Consider the following 20394-nt stretch of genomic DNA (forward strand, 5'->3'; position numbering starts at 1 on the left):
TTACTCCCGGATAATGGCGCCCTACGCTGGGCATCGAATTTGAATAACTAACACCACATACCATCACAAACGGAAAAGGCCGCGATACGGCCTTTTTCAGAAAGTGCATTAAAGACAGCCTCGCGCCTGCTGTCGATCGTGAAGCGCCCGCCAACGCGGTGTATGGCTTCTGCCGATCCTTGCGAGTAGAGTAAGTGTACCGCAGATCGCGGGGGCGAGGAACTCTGCAGACCCCGGCGCTGCTGGCATTTGCACCATTCAAGCACTAATGAAGGACGTCGTTTATCCACCAACAATAAATCAGGTTAACAAGGGGGAAGTCGTGGCAATGGATATCACACTCGCACCACCAGTTTTAGGCGTTTTGGGGCTCTTTATCGCGTTACTCCTTTACGGCGTCGTCAAGCGCAAGCCGGTGGGGGGAGGCAAGGTCGCCGAGATCGGCGAGGCCATCCACCTGGGCGCCATGGTATTCATCAAGCGTGAATATACCCTGCTGGCGATGTTTGCCGGCGTCATCATCGTGCTGCTGTATTTCTCTCTCGGCGTGGATACGGCCATTGCCTTTATCGTCGGCGCGGTGTGTTCCGCCTCGGCGGGTTACATCGGCATGTACACCGCCACCCAGGCCAATACCCGCACCACCACCGCCGCACACAACGAAGGTGCCGCGGCGGCGCTGACGGTGGCCTTCTTCGGCGGCTCCATCATGGGCATGACGGTGGCCTCGGTCGGGCTGCTGGGGCTGGGCTCTCTGTATCTCTTCTATGGTGGCGACCCCCACACGGCTCACGTGATCCACGGCTTCGGCATGGGCGCCTCCAGCGTTGCGCTGTTTTCCCGCGTCGGTGGCGGCATCTTCACCAAGAGCGCGGATGTGGGTGCCGACCTGGTCGGCAAGATCGAGGCCGGAATCCCGGAGGATGACCCACGTAACCCCGGCGTGATCGCCGACAACGTCGGCGACAACGTCGGCGATGTGGCCGGCATGGGCTCGGACATCTTCGAGTCCTACTGCGGGGCGATCATCGCCACCATCGCCATCGCCTCCACCATGGCCGTGGACATCATGGACCCGCTAGGCCAGCAACAGGACCTGATGTTCCTGCCGCTGGCGCTGGCCTCGGTGGGCCTCATCTGTTCCGTGCTGGGTATCCTGCTGGTGAAATCCTTTTCCGCCAAGGCCCCGGAGGTGGCACTGCGCATCGGTACCATGGGCGCGGCAGTCCTGTTTATCATCGCCGCCTATTTTGTGATTGGCGCCGTGGGCATCAGCCCCCGCGTCTGGGGCGCGGTGCTGGTCGGCGCGGTGGGCGGCATCATCATTGGGCTGGTCACCGAGTACTACACGGCCGGCGCACCGGTGCGTCATATCGCTAAATCCGGTGAGACCGGACCGGCGACGGTGATGATCACCGGGCTCTCCGTCGGCATGCAATCCGTGGTACTGCCGCTGCTCACCATCGCCGCCATCATCCTCATCTCCACCAACCTGGTGGGCCTCTATGGCGTCGGCATCGCGGCCGTGGGCATGCTGGCGACCGTGGGCATCACCATGGCCATCGATGCGTACGGGCCGGTGGCCGACAATGCCGGCGGCATCGCCGAAATGGCCGGGCTTGGTGAGGAGACCCGCAAAATCACCGACTCGCTGGATGAGCTGGGCAACACTACCGCCGCCATCGGCAAAGGCTTCGCCATCGGCGCCGCAGCCCTGGCGGCATTGGCCATCATTGCGGCCTATGTGGAAGTGGTGTCCGCCAACATCGCCGACTTCGATCTGCAACTCACCAACCCGGTGGTACTGGCCGGCATGTTCATCGGCGGCATCTTTCCCATGCTGGTGAGTTCACTGACCATGACCGCGGTCGGTGATGCCGCCTTTGAAATGATAAAGGAGATTCGTCGTCAGTTTCGCGAGATCCCCGGCATCATGGAAGGCACCGGCAAACCGGACACCGCCCGCTGCATCGAGATCGCCACCAACGCCGCGTTAAAGAAGATGATCCTGCCCGGCATACTTGCCGTTGCCGCGCCACCGGTGGTCGGCTTCGGTCTCGGTGCCGAGGCCCTGGGCGGCATGCTGGGTGGTGCACTGGTGGCCGGCGTGCTGATGGCATTGATGATGGCCAATGCCGGCGGCGCCTGGGATAACGCCAAGAAATATGTCGAAAAGGGCAACCTCGGCGGCAAGGGTTCGGATGTGCACAAGGCCTGCGTGGTGGGCGACACCGTCGGCGACCCCTTCAAGGACACCTCCGGCCCGTCCATGAACATCCTCATCAACGTGCTGGCGATTGTCTCACTGGTGATTGCGCCGCTGCTGACCTAAGCCGCGCCATCACCCCAACAAAAAAAGGGCTGCCCCTGTGGACAGCCCTTTTTTATTCGCCTCGGGGTATCGCCCAGATATTCATCGGCACCCGAACCAGACCGCAGGCTATTTCACCGTAAAACCCTTCTCCAGTTTCTTTTTCACCGCCACGTTTTTCAACGTCACGTACTGGGGCAGGCCATTCTTGAACGGCGGATAGTCCTCGCCCTGAATCAGGGGCTGTAAATAATTCCGACAGCGCTGGGTGATATGGAAGCCATCCTTGCTGATGTAATTGTCCGGCATCATCTTCTCGACATTGGCAACGCGTGCCAGCTTCGCCTCACCGATCTCCCACTTGTAGGGGCTGTTCGAGGTCCGCTTGATCGTCGGCATCACCGCATTCTTGCCCTTCAAGGCCATCTCCACGGCGGCCTTACCCACGGCGTAGGCCTGCTCCACATCGGTCCTGGATGCGATATGCCGTGCGGCGCGTTGCAGATAATCCGCCACCGCCCAGTGATATTTATAACCGTGCTTGGCCTGGATCATCTGTGCCACCACCGGCGCAACCCCACCGAGCTGGGCATGACCAAAGGCATCGCGCGTGCCTGCCTCGGCCAGAAAGGTGCCGTCCTTGTAGCGCACACCCTCTGATACCACGATAGCGCAGTAACCATAGGCATCCACCGTCTTCTTCACCCGGGCCATGAACTTGCGCTCATCAAACACTACCTCCGGGAACAGAATGATATGCGGCGCATCACCCTCCTGTTCTGCCGCGAGCCCACCGGCAGCCGCAATCCAGCCGGCATGGCGGCCCATCACCTCCATCACAAACACCTTGGTCGAGGTTTTTGCCATGGAGGCCACGTCAAACGCCGCCTCACGAATGGACACCGCCACATACTTGGCCACCGAACCAAAACCGGGGCAGTTATCGGTAATCGGCAGGTCATTATCGACCGTCTTCGGCACATGGATCGCCTGAATGGGATAGCCCAGGGATTTTGAAATCTGCGATACCTTCAGACAGGTATCCGCGGAATCACCCCCCCCGTTATAAAAGAAATAACCGATGTTATGCGCCGCAAATACCTCGATCAGACGCTCATACTCGGCACGATTCGTATCCAGACCCTTAAGTTTGTATCGACAGGAGCCAAATGCACCGGAAGGGGTATGCCGCAGCGCCGCAATGGAACGCGCTGAGTCCTTGCTGGTATCGATCAGGTCTTCGGTTAAGGCGCCGATGATGCCGTTTCGACCCGCATACACCTTGCCGATTTTATCCTTGTGCTTGCGAGCCGTTTCGATCACCCCGCAGGCACTCGCATTGATCACCGCGGTAACCCCGCCTGATTGCGCGTAAAAAGCATTTTTTTTAGTCATACCGTCATCTCTCCCGAATACATTTATTTAATGGTTAATTTTCACTGGATAGAATCAATCACCCTGCACCAACCCAACACCCGATAACCGCCAACACACCAGACATACGTTTCAGCCTACAAAAACCGTACTCAAACACACCTGCTTAAACTGGACACGCTACCCCGACAAAACCGCGCGACCATTTTGTAGAGCAAAATACACCAACAGGAAGCATCTCGAATAATAAATTTCATCGCACCAAGTATTGACTTACCTAATAACATAAGAGTACGTTTAGCGAAAATTATGTATAGATGCAATGCATTACATACGCATTACATACAGTTACGTCAAAAAGGTATCCTGGATTCGGCGGCTTCAACACCGGGTTTTGATGTTATGGCTTGTTAGATTGGGTTAAATACGCTTGTAGAGGATCACCTGGCAGTACGTTTTACAGCTGTTTTTAACAACCTTTTTATCAACGTTTTTAAACACCGTTTTTAAACACCAGAGTTCACCAAGGGGGAGGCTGCCGAGTTGAGGATCGTACTAGTCGGCGCGCCTGGGTCCGGAAAGGGCACACAAGCAATAAAATTAGCGGCGAAATACAAGATACCGCAGATTTCCACCGGTGATCTGCTTCGAGCCGCAGTCGCTGAGCAAACCCCCCTGGGATTAGAGGCCAAGGCCGCGATGGATGCCGGCCAGCTGGTTTCGGATCAAATCGTACTTGGCATGGTAGAGGAACGGCTCAGCAACACAGACACGCAAAAAGGTTTCATCCTCGACGGTTTCCCACGAAATTTACCCCAGGCAGCAGCCCTCGACACCCTCCTCAATCGATTAGGTCGCCCGCTGCAGCTTGCCATACTGATCAATGTGGATTTTGATCTGCTGATACAGCGCATCGCCGGCCGCCGTACCTGCAGGTCATGCGGGCAGATGTACAATATCTACACCTCGCCGCCAAAAATGGATGGTCATTGTGATTTATGCGGAGGCACCCTGCATCATCGTGCCGACGATAACGAAGACACCATCGTCAATCGTCTCCGTATCTTTGAAACACAGACCGAGCCGATGGTCCGGCACTATCAGATACAAGGTAAGCTATCGGTCATCGAAGGTAGCGGCGAAATTGATAGAATTTTTGCCCGTGTGTGTAAGGCAGTAGAACAAATGCCAGCGGACACAGGCAAATTTGCAGCGCCTAAACAGGCAAAAACGGCAGAGGCACCCACCCCAAAGGTGGAAACTTCTGAAAAAACAACTAAATTAGATCTAAAAGCTAAAGAAGTTCCAGAAAAAACCGAAACAAGGTCAGCAGTAGAATCAAAACAAGCAAACAATGGTGCCACTAAGGAGACGAAGATCATGGCGGTGAAAAAGAAAGCAGTGAAGAAGAAGGTCGTTAAGAAAAAAGCCGTGGCCAAAAAGCCAGCCGCGAAAACAGCAGTAAAGAAAAAAGCAGTAAAGAAAAAAGTAGCCAAGAAAAAACCGGTTGCTAAAAAGAAGGCAGTAGCCAAGAAAAAGCCGGCCGCCAAAAAGAAGGCGGTAGCCAAGAAAAAACCAGCTGCCAAAAAGAAGGCAGTAGCCAAGAAAAAGGTAGCCAAGAAGAAACCGGCCGCCAAAAAGAAAGCGGTAGCCAAGAAGAAACCGGCTGCCAAAAAGAAGGTTGCTAAAAAGAAAGCACCAGCCAAAAAGGCATCATAAACGGCTGAAGGCTTGCCCCCCTGGCTTGTTTCCAGCAGGGGGCGCTATTACAATCGGGCACACAGGATATCCTGCGTGCCCGTTTTTTTTGGGCTTTTTTCGCGCAATATCGCCGTAAATCAGGGCATCCAGCCGGCGATACCGTCATTAATGATACACAGCGCGCCTATCGCAACCTTCTTCCGCCGATATTCATGCCCCATTACAGAACACACTTATTCCCACCAACAGCCAGCAGGAGTTAATCATCGTGTCCAGACTTGAAACGGGCAAAGGCCGCTATCCCACCGTTCGCATGCGCCGTATGCGCCGTGATGACTTCAGCCGTCGCCTGATGCGCGAGTCCCGCCTCTCCGTGGATGACCTGATCTACCCGATGTTTGTCCTCGAGGGCACCGGGCAACGTGAGGCCATACCCTCCATGCCCGGCGTGGAACGGGTCAGCATTGACGAGTTACTGAAAGAGGCCGCTGAGCTGGTTGCACTGGGCATCCCCGCGGTCGCGCTGTTTCCGGTTACACCTGCGGGGGTCAAGTCCCTGGATGCCCGCGAGGCCTTTAACCCGGACGGCCTTGCTCAGCGCGCCGTGCGCGCCCTAAAGGCCGCCCATCCTGAGCTGGGGGTGATTACGGATGTGGCGCTGGACCCCTTCACTACCCACGGGCAGGACGGCCTGATCGATGACACTGGTTATGTGATGAATGATGAGACCATCGAGGTGCTGGTCAAACAGGCCGTATCACACGCCGAGGCGGGTGCCGATGTGGTGGCGCCCTCGGACATGATGGATGGCCGTATCGGTGCCATCCGTGCCGCACTGGAGGCCAATGGTTACATCCATACCCGCATCCTGGCCTATGCCGCCAAGTACGCCTCCAGTTTTTACGGCCCCTTTCGTGATGCCGTCGGTTCCTCGGCCAATCTGGGTGCGGGCAATAAATACACCTATCAAATGGATCCCGCCAACAGCAACGAGGCCCTGTGGGAGGTCGGCATGGACCTGGATGAAGGCGCCGACATGGTAATGATCAAGCCCGGCATGCCCTATCTCGATATTGTGCGCCGCGTCAAAGACCAGTTCGGCGCGCCCACTTACGCCTACCAGGTCAGCGGTGAATACGCGATGCTGATGGCCGCCGCGCAAAATGGCTGGCTGGATGAAAAGGCGGTGGTCATGGAATCATTATTAAGCTTCAAACGCGCCGGCGCCGATGGCGTGCTCACCTATTTTGCCAAGCGGGTGGCCAGCTGGCTGAAGGAAGGCGGCTGAGGGCCGCGCCAGAAAGAGCACACCCATCCCCGCTGCATACCGCGCCCTGCATCGCGCAACCAATCGCGCAACTAAAAAGGCCGGAGACGACTGATCGCCTCCGGCCTTTTAGTGTCGCCGCCCTGCTCGGGCGCTGTGTGGGTTTACTGAAGGCTGGCGCTATTCACGCGCCTCTTTCGACATCTCTTCCAGACTGATGTGGCGGACATCCTTGCCCTTCACCAGATAAATCACGTATTCGCACATATTGCGCGCATGATCGCCGATGCGCTCCAGCGCGCGTGCCGACCACATGGTGTCCAGGGTCCGTTTCACGTTGCGCGGATCTTCCATCATGAAGGTGATCATCTGGCGCATGATGGCATCATATTCCGCATCCACCCTGAGGTCTTCCTGCGCCACGTTGGCGGCGGCCTCGGCATCCATGCGCGCAAAGGCATCCAGCGCGCCGTGCAACATCTTACTGACCTGGTCACTCAGGTGGGCCAGCTCGCTGTACTGGTTTTTGGGCCGCTCCATGTCGGCCAGATGGATCGCCATGCGGGCCACCTTCTCCGCCTGATCGCCCATCCGTTCCAGATCGGTGATGGTCTTGATCACCGCGACGATCAGGCGCAGATCCCCGGCCGCAGGCTGGCGCCGCGCCAGCACCTGTGTCGACTCCTCGTCAATCTCCACCTCGTAGGCGTTCACCTGATAGTCGCGACTGATCACACCCTCCGCCTGCGCCACATCGCCGGAAACCAGGGCGGCGATCGCATTATTGATCTGTTCTTCCACCAGGCCGCCCATGGCCAGCACCTTGTGGCGAATCGCCTCCAGCTCTTCATTGAACTGTTGCGAAATGTGGTGGCTGATATTCCCTGTTCCCATGCCTGGCCTCTCTTGTGTCGTTCTGTGATAACTCTAGTTGTGTTTCCGCCAAATTCATCCCGTCCTGACGCGGCAACAGGATAACCGGATCGCCGCCTAACCGTAACGGCCGGTAATATAGTCTTCGGTCTGTTTCTGACGCGGATTGGTGAACAGCTTGTTGGTATCACCGTATTCGATCAGTTTCCCCATGTACATAAAGGCCGTGTAATCCGACACCCGCGCCGCCTGCTGCATATTATGGGTGACAATCACGATGGTGTACTTGTCCTTCAGCTCGTAGATCAGCTCCTCGATCTTCAGGGTGGAGATTGGATCCAGCGCCGAGGCCGGCTCATCGAGCAACAGCACCTCGGGCTCGATGGCGATGGCGCGCGCAATCACCAGCCGCTGCTGCTGACCGCCGGAGAGGCCAAAGGCGCTGTCGTGCAGACGGTCCTTCACCTCATCCCACAGTGCGGCGCCCTTGATCGCATTCTCCACCACCTCGTCCAGGGTGCGGCGATCCTTCACGCCCTGCAGACGCAGGCCATAGGCGACATTCTCATAGACGGATTTGGGAAAGGGATTGGGTTTCTGGAACACCATACCCACCCGCCGGCGCAGATCCGACACGTTCACCGACTTGTCGTAGATGTCCTGTTCATCCAGCAGGATCTTGCCGTCGATGCGCACCCCGTCCACCAGATCGTTCATCCGATTGATGCAGCGCAACAGGGTCGACTTGCCACAACCGCTAGGGCCGATGTAGGCCGTGACCCGCTGCTTGGGGATCACCATGTTGATATCGTACAGGGCCTGCTTGTCTCCGTAGAACAGATTGAGGTCCTTTACCTGTAGGCAAGGGGTCTCGTTGGCCAGGTTCAGTATTTTGCGGCCACGTCCGAGGTCACCCATCTTGATGGCATGACCGGGGGCGGTCGCCTTGTTCGTCATTTCTGTTTCACTCATCCGCTCGACTCAACCTTTTTAACGCAAAATATTCCATCAATTTTCCAGGGTCCGATATTTTTCACGCAGGTGATTGCGTATCGCAATGGCCGCCAGGTTCAAGGCCACGATCACCAGCACCAGCAACAGTGCCGTGGCGTACACCAGGGGTCGCGCGGCCTCGACATTGGGGCTTTGAAAGCCCACATCGTAGATATGAAAACCCATGTGCATAAATTTACGGTCCAGATGCAGGTAGGGGGCATTGACATCCAGGGGAAGTGATGGCGCCAGCTTCACCACACCAACCAACATCAATGGTGCAACCTCCCCCGCGGCACGGGCAATGGCCAGAATCATGCCGGTCATGATCGCCGGACTGGCCATGGGCAACACCGTGCGCCACAGGGTCTCTGCCTTGGTCGCGCCCAGGGCGAGACTGCCCTCGCGCACCGACTTGGGGATCCGCGACAGACCCTCTTCGGTGGCCACGATCACCACCGGCACGGTCAACAGGGCCAGGGTCAGCGAGGCCCACATCAGGCCCCCTGTGCCAAAGGTCGGTGCCGGCAGGGCCTCGGGGAAGAACAGCTGATCCAGATTGCCGCCCAGAAAATACACAAAAAAGCCCAGGCCAAACACGCCATAAACGATGGAAGGCACACCCGCCAGATTGTTCACGGCAATCCGGATCAGCTGGGTTAGCGGCCCCTGCCGGGCATATTCCCGCAGGTACACCGCGGCCACCACCCCGAACGGCACCACCATGATGGACATGATGATCACCATCATCACCGTGCCAAAGATGGCCGGAAAGATACCGCCTTCGGTATTGGCCTCACGGGGTTCGTCACTGACAAATTCCCAGACCTTGGCGAAATAAAATCCGAGCTTGCTGATCAGCGACATATCGTTAGGCCGGTAGGCATCCACCACCTTGGCCAGCGGCACCATCACCGTCTGCCCATCGGCCACGGTCACCATCATCTGGTCGCGGTTGATTTGCTGGTACAGGTCCGACAGCCGTTGTTGCAGATCCTCATATTCGACATGCAGTGCGGCGCGCTCCTGTTCGATCGCCGCCCGCTTGCCGGGATCGCTGTCACCCTTCAGTTGCAGACCCCGTTCACGCAGGCGCAGACGCTCCAGACCATAGTTGATCGCCCCGATCTCACCCTTTTCCAGGCGCCGAATCTGTGCAAACAGATCCGTCGCGCGCGCCAGCCGTTGCTGCAGACTGTCCCAGGCCTGCTGACCGACCACCACGGTCTGCTGGTTTTCCTGCACCGCATTGAGGTAACCGTACAGGTTGCCCCACTCGCGGCGCTCCACCGTCATCAGGGTCTCGGGATTGCGCGTGGCCTGCATGCCGGGCCTGAGCACCCAGCGAAAATCCAGCCCGGTGACATCGCGATTGCCGGTCTTGAGCAGGTAACGTGTCACGTCCCCCTCACCCTCGATGTGCATACCCGCACTGCGCAGCCGTTGGGCGGTGACCGTCTCCTCGTCCTGGATCTCACCAATCAGGCGCACCACGCTGCCATCCTGATTCTGATAGTCGTATTCCCAGAGCGTCGCCGGCCAGAAATGTCCCAGACCGCGCGCGGCGATCAACAGCAGCAGGCCAAACACCAGGATCAGACTGACCGCCACCGCGCCCGCCGTGAGCCAGATCCAGGGACTGCCGGATTTAAACCATTGTTTCATCATGACTCGCCCATCACAGTGAACTGTACTTGGTGCGCAGACGCTGGCGCACAATCTCCGCCAGGGTGTTGAACACAAAGGTAAACGCAAACAGCACCAGCGCCGCCAGGAACAGCACCCGATAGTGGGTACTGTCCACCTCCGACTCCGGCATCTCCACCGCGATATTGGCCGACAGGGTGCGCATCCCCTGAAAAATACTGAAATCCATCAGCGGCGTATTGCCCGTCGCCATCAGCACGATCATGGTCTCACCCACGGCCCGGCCCATGCCGATCATCACCGCCGAAAAGATACCGGGACTGGCGGTGAGGATCACCACCCGCACCAGGGTCTGCCACGGTGTGGCGCCCAGCGCCAGCGACCCGTAGGACAGGTGTTTGGGCACACTGAACACGGCATCCTCGGTGATGGAAAAGATCGTCGGGATAACCGCGAAACCCATCGCCAGTCCAACCACCATGGCATTGCGCTGATCAAAACCCACCCCCAGCTCGTTGCTCAGCCAGCCGCGCATGTCGCCTCCGAACAGGGCGACCTCCAGGGTCTCGTTCATGCCGAAGGAGACCGCACCCAGCACCAGCACCACCGGCACCAGCAGGGCCGCATCCCAGCCCTCCGGAATCCGGTGGCGGAACTGTCCCGGCAGCTGTTGCCAGAGGAAGGCGAACACCAGCACGCCCAGCGGCACCACGATCAGCAGGCTGAAAATGCCCGGCAGGTTTTCCTCCATCAGCGGCGCCAGCCACAGGCCGGCCAGAAAACCGAGGATCACCGTCGGCAGCGCCTCCATGGTCTCGATGCTGGGCTTCACCACCTGGCGCATCTTCGGCGCCATGAAATAGGCGGTATAGATGGCGCCGAATATGGCCAGGGGCATGGCCAGCAGCATGGCGTAGAACGCCGCCTTGATGGTGCCGTAGACCAGCGGCGTGATGCTCAGCTTCGGTTCAAAGTCGTCACTGGACGAGGAGGACTGCCAGGCATACACCGGCTCGTCATAACTCTCGTACCACACCTTGCCCCACAGCGAGGACCAGGAGATTTCCGGATGTTCGTTCTCCACCCGCCAGAACGACAGCCGGCCGGCGGCGTCTTCGGCGAGCAGGGCATTGGCGCGCGGCGCCATGGCCAGGGTGTTGATCGCCACGCTGCTGGCGGGCTGCTTCAGCATCAGGCGCTGCGCGGTGGAGTGATAGATGGCGAGCTGGCCACTCTCGTCGGCTGCGGCAAATCCCTTGCGGCCATACTCCGGCGCCAGGCTGCTGATCGCCTGCGTCTGCTCGGCGAAGCTGCGAATCGGCTGCAGGGCCCGGTTGCCGCGTTCATCCTGCACACTAAACCACTGCACCACCCGGCCACTGCTATCGCCCACCAGCAGGGAGATGTCGCCGGTCAGAAACTGCACGCTGGTGACCTGCAGGCCAACGTCCACCAGCCGTAACTGCTGCGCCTGACGCGGTTCACTCTTGTCGCTGACATCGAAGTGGGTGAGGCCGCCATCGGTATTGATGACGTACAGATTGCGTTGCTCCTTGTCGAGCAACAACTGTTTGATCTCCGTCTGCGAAGAAGACTGCTCGGCAAACGACAGCACCACCTGCTCACGCTCCAGCTCGGGCACCTCGCTGAGAAACGACACCTCCTTGCTAAAGTGCGTCAGCAGCAGGCGGCCGTCGGCCGTCTGCGCCACCACCGTGGCCTGCTCTTCGCCATCCTGCACGGCGATATGCGTCAACGCCTCGCCGTCCTCATCGATCTCCAGGGCCTCTTCCCCCAAGGGGTATTCCAGCACCGGGGTGATCAGGCGCTGATCATTGGGGTAACTGACCTGGTAGCGGTGGCGGGCGATGATCGCCTGGCCATTGGACAGGCCCAGGGCAAACCGCGCCGGGCCCGGCTGCCCCGCCGCAAAACTGCTGATCTGCGCCCCCACCGGCAAGGCCAGCGTTTGCTCGTCCATCGACCTGCCGCTGTGGGTGTCAAAGAATATCGCGCGGCCATCGTGGCTCAGCCTAAAACCGATCTCGGCCTGCTCTTCCATCGCCAGATACAGCGAGGGGGCGGGTTTACCGGTGCTGTGGCCGCCGGGCAGGTCATACTCCGCCACTCGCTCCATATCGGCCGCGCTGAATAGCGGCAGCACCACATACAACAGATAGAAAAAGATCAGCGCGATGGCAATGATGACGCTCAGCCCGCCCATCGCCACACCGCGCATGGCCATGCGGTCTTTCAGCGTGCGCCAGCGACGTCGGCGCAGATTTTCGGCGCTATCGGTGGCCGGCAGGACAGAGGTGGGGGTGGTTGGCATGGGCGTATGATAGTTTGGAATTGTGACAGTTTTGTGACATTGCGGCCGCGCCGCCCAGGGACTGCATCGGCGCGGCTATTCGGTGGGGTTCAGGCCCGGCTGTGGCGCTCTACTATGGTGCTCTACCTTGGTTCCCTGCACAGGGGTTCTTTCGTGCATCGCCAACAAAAAAGGCCCCACCGAAGCGGGGCCCTCTCATCCGACAGTAAAGGCTCGCGACTTATTGAATGCTCGCCAGGGCCTTTTCCACCACCTTGACGGGCAGCGGGATGTAACCGTCTTTCACCACCACCTGCTGACCGACCTTCGACATCACCAGCTTGATGAACTCACGCTCCAGTGGCGCCAACGGCTTGTTGGGGTGCTTGTTCACGTACACATACAAGAAGCGTGACAGCGGGTAGGTATTGTTGACCGCATTGTCAGGCGAGGCCTCCACAAAGGGCTCGCCGGCCTTCTTGGACAGCGGCACGGCCTTCACACCGGAGGTCTTGTAACCGATGCCGGAGTAACCGATGCCATTGAGCGAGCTCGACACCGACTGCACCACCGAGGCCGAACCCGGCTGCTCGTTGACGTTGTTTTTATAGTCACCCTTACACAGGGCCTTTTTCTTGAAATAGCCGTAGGTGCCGGACACCGAGTTGCGGCCATAGATCTGGATCTCACGATCGGCCCAGGCACCGCTCATGCCCAGGTCACCCCACTGAGAGATGTCCTTTGTACCGCCGCACTTGCGGGTCGACGAGAAGATCGCATCCACATCGGCGATGGACATCCCCTTGACCGGGTTATCCTTGTGCACATAGACCGCCAGCGCGTCGATAGCGACCGGGATGGCCGTCGGTTTGTAACCAAACTTTTTCTCAAACGCCTCGATCTCCTTGCTCTTCATCTTGCGGCTCATCGGCCCCAGATTCGAGGTGGACTCGGTCAGCGCCGGCGGGGCAGTCGAAGAACCGGCGGCCTGGATCTGGATATTGACGTTAGGATATTCACGCTTGAATTCCTCCGCCCACAGGGTCATCAGATTGGCCAGGGTGTCGGAACCGACGCTGGACAGGTTGCCGGACACGCCACTGGCGCGCTGGTAATCCGGCAGACTGGCATCCAGCTCGGCACCCGCCATGGCGACGCCGGCAAACAGACTGCCTGCCGTGGCCAGACCGACGACGCCTTTCACTAAACCCTTCGCTACCGAACCCTTTGCAAACACATGCTTCGTATTCATTCTCTTTTCTCCAAAATTAAACCGCATGACCTAAACGACTCTCTAAACTGACCGTCGCAAAATGACAGCCTTAAATTGACCGCCTTTGAAACACTGGCGACAACACGTAATCCAAAACACCTGCAGAAGTATTACCGGGAAAAATGACACGGGTGTGACCGAAATGTGACGGTTAGATGACAGCCGTCGGCGGGCAATGAGGGGGCCTGTCAATGCACGGCTGGTCGGGCCGACGCCTTCTCGGAGTTGTTCCGCTCCATCACCAGCGTGCCGTCAAAACGGCAACGGAAGCAGCTACCCTTGCCAGGCTGGCTTTCAATCTCCAGCCGGGCGGCGTGTCGATCCAGCACATGTTTGACGATCGCCAGCCCCAGCCCGGTACCGCCGGACTCACGCGAGCGCCCCGTATCGACACGATAGAAACGCTCGGTCAGGCGATGCACGTGTTGCGGGGCAATCCCCACCCCATCGTCGCGCACCTCAAAACAGGCCGCATCCCCGTCACGGTACCAGCACACGTCGATATGCCCTTGCTCCGGCGTATATTGCACGGCATTAAAGATCAGATTGGAAAAGGCGCTGGTCAGCTCCTTTTCACTGCCACGTAACCACAACGCGGCATCGGCCTGCAGGCTGATGTGGTGCTGCCGCTCGCCGCTCAGGGCGCGCGCGTCCTGCAGCAGGGCATCCAGTATGGCCGGCACCGCCACCGGATCACGCAGCCCGGCCTTCTCATCGTCCTCCAGTCGCGACAGCATCAACAGGTCTTCGACCAGGCGCGTCATGCGCTGCGTCTGCCCCTGCATCTGTTGCAGGCATCGGCCCCAGTGGTTCGAGGCGACCTCGCCCTCGTCCATCATGTTTTCCAGATAACCGGACAACACCGTCAATGGGGTGCGCAACTCGTGTGACACATTGGCGACAAAATCACTGCGCATGCGTTCCAGCCGTTTGAGCCGGCTGATGTCGCGCACCACCAGCAATTTCTGCCGATTACCGTAGGGCACGATGCGAAAGGAAAAGTAGTGGTCGTGATCCAGCGGCGACGGCATCTCCAGCGGTTCCGAAAAGTCGCCGCGTTCCAGAAACTCGCTGAAGCGCGAATGCCGGATCAGGTTATCGATGCGCTGCCCCACATCCTGCCCAGGCTGCAAACCCAGGTAGTGCCTGGCCGCCTTGTTAAACCATTCGATCCGGTCGTCCTGGGTCAGCACCACGGTGGCATCGGGCATCGCGGCGGTGCTTTCCTTGAAGCGTGACAGGATCATGGCGAGGCGTTTTTTGCGCTGGCGATTGCTGCGCTGCAACTGATAAATATGCTCGAAGGCCTCACCCCAGATGCCGGGGGCCACCGGTGGCTCGGTTTTCTTGCGCCGGTAGTACCAGCGCTCTAACTGGTAGAGGTTATAGAGGTGCCAGCCAAGATAGCCGATCAGGGCCAGGGTGAATGCCGCATGCGCCGCGCCCAGCAGCCAGCCGACGAACAGGGCGCCGGCAAACAGCGCCGCCATTCGCCATAGTTCCTGAATCCAGGGATGCGTCACTCTCGGGTCCGCCCCACCTAAACCTGAACCGAGAAACGATAACCCGCACCACGCACGGTCTGGATCAGGTTCGCGGCCTGATGGGGTTCGAGCGCCTTGCGCAGGCGGCGGATATGCACGTCGACGGTGCGGTCATGGATATAGACATTGCGGCCCCAGATCCGGTCCAGCAACTGGTCGCGCGCAAACACCCGTTCCGGGTGCTGCATGAAAAACTGCAACAGGCGAAACTCGGTCGGCCCGAGCTCGATCTTTTCCTCATCCGCCCAGACCCGATGACTGGACGGTTCCAGCGTCAATGGCCCAATGCTGATCTTCGCCTCATCACCGACGCCGGAGCGGCGCAACACGGTCTTGATCCGGGCGACCAGCTCGCGGGTTGAGAAGGGTTTGGTGAGATAGTCATCCACCCCCCCCTCCAGTCCGCGAATCATGTCCTCTTCGGCATCCCGCGCGGTAAGCATGATCACCGGCAGATCGCGGGTGCTGTCATCGCGGCGTAACTGACGGGCAAAATCCAGCCCGCTGACACCGGGTAACATCCAGTCCAGCAGGATCAGGCTGGGGGCATGATCGGCCAGACAGACGCGGGCCTCCTCCACGCTGCCCACCGCCAGCCAGCGAAAGCCGGCACGATCCAGGCTCATGCCGATCATGTCGCGGATCGCCGACTCGTCTTCCACTACCAGAATTGTGCCGTCACTCATTCAGAGGCCTTGTGCTTGTTAGCCCGTATTTTTCATCACGATCATGGCATTAAACCGGGACAATGTTACCGTTTTATGACAGTTGTCATATTGACCCGCCAGCGGGCCTTGCCACGATTCGGCCACCGGTTCCCGCAGCCTCCCGTCCACGCTATCATAGCCGCCCAATGTATTTTGAAATTACAGGCACCCAGGCAGGCTCATCCCCCGGCAATCACCTCCCGCTCTGAAAAGGAATCACCATGGCCTTCACCACCATTTCCAACATGTTTGGCAGCTCACCGGTCAGACCCCTGCAACAGCACATGGACAGCGTGCAGACCTGTATTTCGCAACTCGCGCCCTTTTTTGACGCCGTGCTCGCCCGGGACTGGGACGAGGCCCGCAGACAACAGACCGAGATCGTCCGCCTGGAAAATGCGGCCGACGACCTGAAACACAAGCTGCGCCTCAACATGCCCAGAAGCCTGTTCATGGCCGTCTCGCGGCGTGACCTGCTGGAGGTGCTGACCATGCAGGACAAGATCGCCAACAAGGCCAAGGACATCGCCGGCCTGATCCTCGGCCGACGGATGACCTTCCCCGACGATATGGCCCCGCTACTGAAGGCCTTCGTCGCCCGCTCCATCGATGCCTCGGCACAGGCACAGACCGCCATCAACGAACTCGACGAGCTGGTGGAGACGGGCTTTCGCGGTAGCGAGGTCCAGCTGGTGGAATCCATGATCAACATGCTGGACGAGATCGAGAACGACACCGACAAGATCCAGGTGCAGATTCGCAGTGCCCTGTTCGCCATCGAGAAGCAGCTCGATCCGGTGGAGGTGATGTTCCTGTATCGCATCATCGACTGGATCGGTGACCTCGGCAATCTGGCCCAACGCGTCGGCAGCCGCCTCGAACTGATGCTGGCGAGGTAGACAGGACGATGATCATGGAATACGGCATGATATTCATCGCGCTAGCCTGCGTGTTCGGTTTTTTCATGGCCTGGGGGGTGGGTGCCAACGACGTCGCCAACGCCATGGCCACCTCGGTGGGGTCGAAGGCGATCACCATCAAGCAGGCGATCATCATTGCCGCCATCTTCGAATTTGCCGGCGCCTTCCTGGCCGGCGGGCAGGTCACCGCCACCATCCGCAAAGGCATCATCGACACCAGCACCCTGACGGGTGCTCCGGAGATCATCATCTACGGCATGCTGGCCTCGCTGCTGGCCGCCGGTATCTGGCTGATGGTCGCCTCGCGTTTCGGCTGGCCGGTATCCACTACCCATACCATCGTCGGTGCCATTGTCGGTTTTGCCATCGTCGGCATTGGTATGGATGCAGTGCAATGGGCAAAGATCGGCACCATCGTCAGCAGCTGGGTGATCTCACCCCTGCTGGCGGGCAGCATCTCCTACGCCCTGTTTTTCAGCGTGCAGAAACTGATCCTCGGCACCACCGAGCCGCTTAGAAACGCCCAGCGCTATGTGCCCGCCTACATCTTCGCGGTGGGTTTCATCATTGCCCTGGTGACCCTGATGAAGGGACTGAAGCATGTGGGCGTCCACCTGCAGCCCATGGAAAACCTCGCTGTGGCGGTGGTCTGCGGCATCATCGTGATGTTCATCGGCAAGTACTTCATCGCCAAACTGAAGTTCGATCCCAAGGCCGATAAAGACTTCCACTTCACCAACGTGGAAAAGATCTTCGGCGTGTTGATGATGGTCACCGCCTGTGCCATGGCCTTTGCCCACGGCTCCAACGACGTGGCCAATGCCATCGGCCCGCTGGCGGCGGTGATCAGCATCGTCAACAGCGGTGGTGAGCTGGCGCAAAAGTCGCCGCTACCCATGTGGGTGTTATTGCTCGGCGGCGGAGGCATCGTGGTGGGTCTGGTCACCTACGGTCACAAGGTGATCGCCACGGTCGGCACCGGCATCACCGAGCTCACCCCCAGCCGCGGCTTTGCGGCGACCCTGGCCGCGGCCACCACCGTGGTGCTGGCCTCGGGCACCGGCCTGCCGATCTCCACCACCCACACCCTGGTGGGCGCGGTGCTGGGGGTGGGTCTGGCGCGGGGTATCGCCGCGCTGAACCTGAACGTGGTGCGCACCATCTTTATGTCCTGGGTCATCACCCTGCCGGCCGGGGCGATCCTGTCGATCGTCTTCTTCTTTATACTCAAAGCCGGCTTTTCCTGACCCCGCATGTCTTCCCTGTTCGACTTCGACCAACCGGCCGACGCCTACGCGGTGATGGGCAATCCCATCAGCCATTCGCGCTCGCCCCAAATCCACGCCGCCTTTGCCGCGCAGACCGGGCAGCGCATCCGCTACACGGCGATACAGGTCGATCCGGGCGGCTTTGCGCAGGCGGTGGGCAATTTTTTCGCCAACGGCGGCAAGGGGCTCAATGTCACCGTGCCCTTTAAACGCGAGGCCTGGGAGCTGGCCGGCGAACGGGGGCCCGAGGCCGAACAGGCGGGCGCGGTGAACACCCTGCTGCTGAATGCGGACGGGGTGCTGGTCGGGCGCAACACCGACGGCATCGGACTGGTGCGCGACATCCTGCACAACCACGGCGGCGTGATCGCCGGGCAACGGGTGTTATTGATCGGGGCCGGCGGCGCGGCGCGCGGGGTACTGCAACCGCTGCTCGCCCAGCGGCCGGCCCGGCTGGTGATCGCCAACCGCACGGCCAGTCGCGCCCACCAGCTGGCCGCCGACTTTCGCCCGCTAGGCGAGGTCAGCGGCGCCGCCTTCGGCGAGCTGGCAGGACAGGCGTTTGATCTCATCATCAACGCCACGGCGGCCAGCCTGCAGGGCGAGGTGCCGCCCCTGCCGGATGAGATCTGCACCGCCACCAGCTGGTGTTACGACATGATGTACGCCGCCGAGCCCACCCCCTTTGTGCGCTGGGCCCGGCAACACGGCGCGGCACAGGCGCTCGATGGTCTCGGGATGCTGGTGGAGCAGGCGGCGGAGTCGTTTCTGCACTGGCGCGGGGTGCGCCCCGACACGGCGCCGGTGATCCAGCAGCTCAGGCACGAACTGCTCGCCGGCCATTGACGCCACAAACAACGCGCCATACACGGCCGCAGTCGCCAGCGGTTTTTCACCGGCGCTCAGGGCCTGTGCCGCCGCTCCCCCCGCCGCCCCTCTATCCCCAGCCAGCGCCGAAAATGCCAGCCGGCACGGCGCCGATCATTGCCCCGGCTGCGCGGCTGGAAGGGCCGTATCTCCAGCTCCCGCCCCTGTAGACCAACCCCCGCCAGCTGGGTGATCAGCTGGGCGACGGAGGCACGGGAATAACCGGAGACACGGCAGTAATGCGCAAACCGGCCCTGCGCGTCCTCCACCAGGGTGAAGCTCGGTTCGGCGGAAGGGTGGCCCTGGTGGAGGCCGGCAACGCGCTGCTGGGCCCATGACTCCGACACCCATAACGCGGCCATGCCCAGGCCCCTGCGCGCAACGGATGATCGGTGGCCAGGGGCGGCCGCAAACAGCTCGCGCAGATCCTCCACACTGACCGTCGCCGGCAGATTGCCGACATAGATATCGAGCATACCCCCTCCCCTGACACACATCACGCCGCCCTCAACAGAGAAGCAAGGCTGTGACAGACCCCCTGTTCGTTCGGACGACTGCGTTTAATTATAGGGTCGATTATTACAGGGCCGATCACCGGCCCGGGTTTCCGGTCTCCTTACCGATTGGCGCTTTGCACCGACAGGCACCTTGCATCAACAGGCACCCTGCACCGACAGGCACTCAGCTGCCTTTCAGGTGCTGGTCCTTCAGATCCACGTAGTGCTGGGCGGAATGCGCGATCCACTGGCGCTCCTCCTCCGTCAACGGTCGCACCTTGCGCACCGGACTGCCTAGCCACAAATAGCCACCCCCCAGCACCTTGCCGGGTGACACCAGACTGCCGGCGCCCAGCAGCACAAAGGGTTCCAGTACCGCGCCATCCATGATGGTCGAGCCCATGCCCACCAGACAGTGATCGCCGACCGTGCAGCCGTGCAGGATCACCCGGTGTCCGACGGTCACATTGTCGCCCACCACCACCGCGTGCCCCTCGGGCAGGTCGGCGTGCGGGTGGGTGACGTGCACCACGCTGCTGTCCTGTATATTGCTGCGCCGGCCGATGCGGATCCTGTTCACATCGCCCCGCATCACGGTCATGGGCCAGATCGAACTGTCCGCCCCCAGCTGCACGTCACCGATCACCAGCGCCGTGTCATCAATGAAGGCGCCCTTACCGATGGTGGGAGTGACGCCCTGGAAGGGGCGGATCGCATGGTGTTTATCGTTCATGAACGGCGTCTATCTCAGTTTGTAGGGTGGGCACGTTTTCTGTGCCCACGCGGCTGCCCACCAGTCTTAATGCAATGAATTATTAACCGCAAAGATCGCAAAGTCCCG

At 59.9% G+C, this 20394-nt stretch carries 15 protein-coding genes and 1 pseudogene; 6 read left to right on the top strand and 10 right to left on the bottom strand.

Annotated elements, in window-relative coordinates; all coding sequences use genetic code 11:
• Positions 1–328: 328 nt before the first annotated feature.
• Positions 329–2332, top strand: a complete 2004-nt coding sequence (locus RRB22_03270; GenBank protein ID MDT8383414.1) for a sodium-translocating pyrophosphatase — start codon at positions 329–331, stop codon at positions 2330–2332.
• Between the two features lie 108 nt (positions 2333–2440).
• Here the strand turns inward: RRB22_03270 and RRB22_03275 are convergent, their stop codons facing one another.
• Positions 2441–3706, bottom strand: a complete 1266-nt coding sequence (locus RRB22_03275) for a 6-phosphofructokinase (GenBank protein MDT8383415.1) — start codon at positions 3704–3706, stop codon at positions 2441–2443.
• 522 nt (positions 3707–4228) lie between these two features.
• Here RRB22_03275 and RRB22_03280 point away from each other — a divergent pair.
• A pseudogene (locus RRB22_03280) lies at positions 4229–4858 on the top strand (adenylate kinase).
• A gap of 796 nt (positions 4859–5654) precedes the next feature.
• Entirely contained in the window at positions 5655–6674 is a 1020-nt protein-coding gene (hemB, locus tag RRB22_03285) for a porphobilinogen synthase (protein MDT8383416.1), read from the top strand.
• Between the two features lie 159 nt (positions 6675–6833).
• Here the strand turns inward: hemB and phoU are convergent, their stop codons facing one another.
• The 7 genes from phoU to phoB form a co-directional block, all read right to left on the bottom strand.
• On the bottom strand, positions 6834–7547 hold the full coding sequence (phoU, locus tag RRB22_03290; GenBank protein ID MDT8383417.1) for a phosphate signaling complex protein PhoU: 714 nt from the start codon (positions 7545–7547) through the stop codon (positions 6834–6836).
• A 96-nt stretch (positions 7548–7643) separates the two neighbouring features.
• Positions 7644–8444: a phosphate ABC transporter ATP-binding protein PstB gene (pstB, locus tag RRB22_03295; protein ID MDT8383418.1), complete on the bottom strand. Its 801-nt coding sequence runs from the start codon at positions 8442–8444 to the stop codon at positions 7644–7646.
• 90 nt (positions 8445–8534) lie between these two features.
• A complete protein-coding gene (pstA, locus tag RRB22_03300) occupies positions 8535–10184 on the bottom strand; it encodes a phosphate ABC transporter permease PstA (protein ID MDT8383419.1) in 1650 nt (549 codons plus the stop codon).
• A gap of 13 nt (positions 10185–10197) precedes the next feature.
• Positions 10198–12498, bottom strand: coding sequence for an ABC transporter permease subunit (locus RRB22_03305; protein ID MDT8383420.1), 2301 nt, complete (start codon positions 12496–12498; stop codon positions 10198–10200).
• 220 nt (positions 12499–12718) lie between these two features.
• A complete protein-coding gene (locus tag RRB22_03310; protein ID MDT8383421.1) occupies positions 12719–13729 on the bottom strand; it encodes a phosphate ABC transporter substrate-binding protein PstS family protein in 1011 nt (336 codons plus the stop codon).
• Between the two features lie 209 nt (positions 13730–13938).
• Positions 13939–15273: a phosphate regulon sensor histidine kinase PhoR gene (gene phoR, locus RRB22_03315; GenBank protein MDT8383422.1), complete on the bottom strand. Its 1335-nt coding sequence runs from the start codon at positions 15271–15273 to the stop codon at positions 13939–13941.
• Positions 15274–15290: 17 nt separating this feature from the next.
• Entirely contained in the window at positions 15291–15980 is a 690-nt protein-coding gene (gene phoB, locus RRB22_03320; protein ID MDT8383423.1) for a phosphate regulon transcriptional regulator PhoB, read from the bottom strand.
• A 242-nt stretch (positions 15981–16222) separates the two neighbouring features.
• Between phoB and RRB22_03325 the strand changes: the two genes are divergently transcribed.
• The 3 genes from RRB22_03325 to aroE are packed head-to-tail and all read left to right on the top strand — an operon-like array spanning position 16223 to position 19035.
• Complete coding sequence (locus RRB22_03325; GenBank protein ID MDT8383424.1) at positions 16223–16900, top strand: TIGR00153 family protein; 678 nt, start codon at positions 16223–16225, stop codon at positions 16898–16900.
• A gap of 14 nt (positions 16901–16914) precedes the next feature.
• Positions 16915–18168 (top strand): inorganic phosphate transporter, encoded by a 1254-nt coding sequence (locus tag RRB22_03330; protein ID MDT8383425.1) that lies wholly within the window; start codon positions 16915–16917, stop codon positions 18166–18168.
• A gap of 6 nt (positions 18169–18174) precedes the next feature.
• Positions 18175–19035 (top strand): shikimate dehydrogenase, encoded by an 861-nt coding sequence (gene aroE / locus RRB22_03335; protein ID MDT8383426.1) that lies wholly within the window; start codon positions 18175–18177, stop codon positions 19033–19035.
• Positions 19036–19091: 56 nt separating this feature from the next.
• Here aroE and RRB22_03340 read toward each other — a convergent pair whose 3' ends face one another.
• Together RRB22_03340 and RRB22_03345 are read right to left on the bottom strand one after the other, a co-directional pair.
• Positions 19092–19532 carry an RNA-binding protein gene (locus RRB22_03340; protein MDT8383427.1) on the bottom strand — a complete coding sequence of 147 codons (441 nt, stop codon included), beginning with the start codon at positions 19530–19532 and terminating at the stop codon, positions 19092–19094.
• A gap of 205 nt (positions 19533–19737) precedes the next feature.
• Positions 19738–20286: a gamma carbonic anhydrase family protein gene (locus tag RRB22_03345; GenBank protein MDT8383428.1), complete on the bottom strand. Its 549-nt coding sequence runs from the start codon at positions 20284–20286 to the stop codon at positions 19738–19740.
• Positions 20287–20394: the final 108 nt, after the last annotated feature.

The organism is Gammaproteobacteria bacterium, assembly GCA_032250735.1.
In the GTDB taxonomy this organism is placed as follows: Bacteria; Pseudomonadota; Gammaproteobacteria; order SZUA-152; family SZUA-152; genus SZUA-152.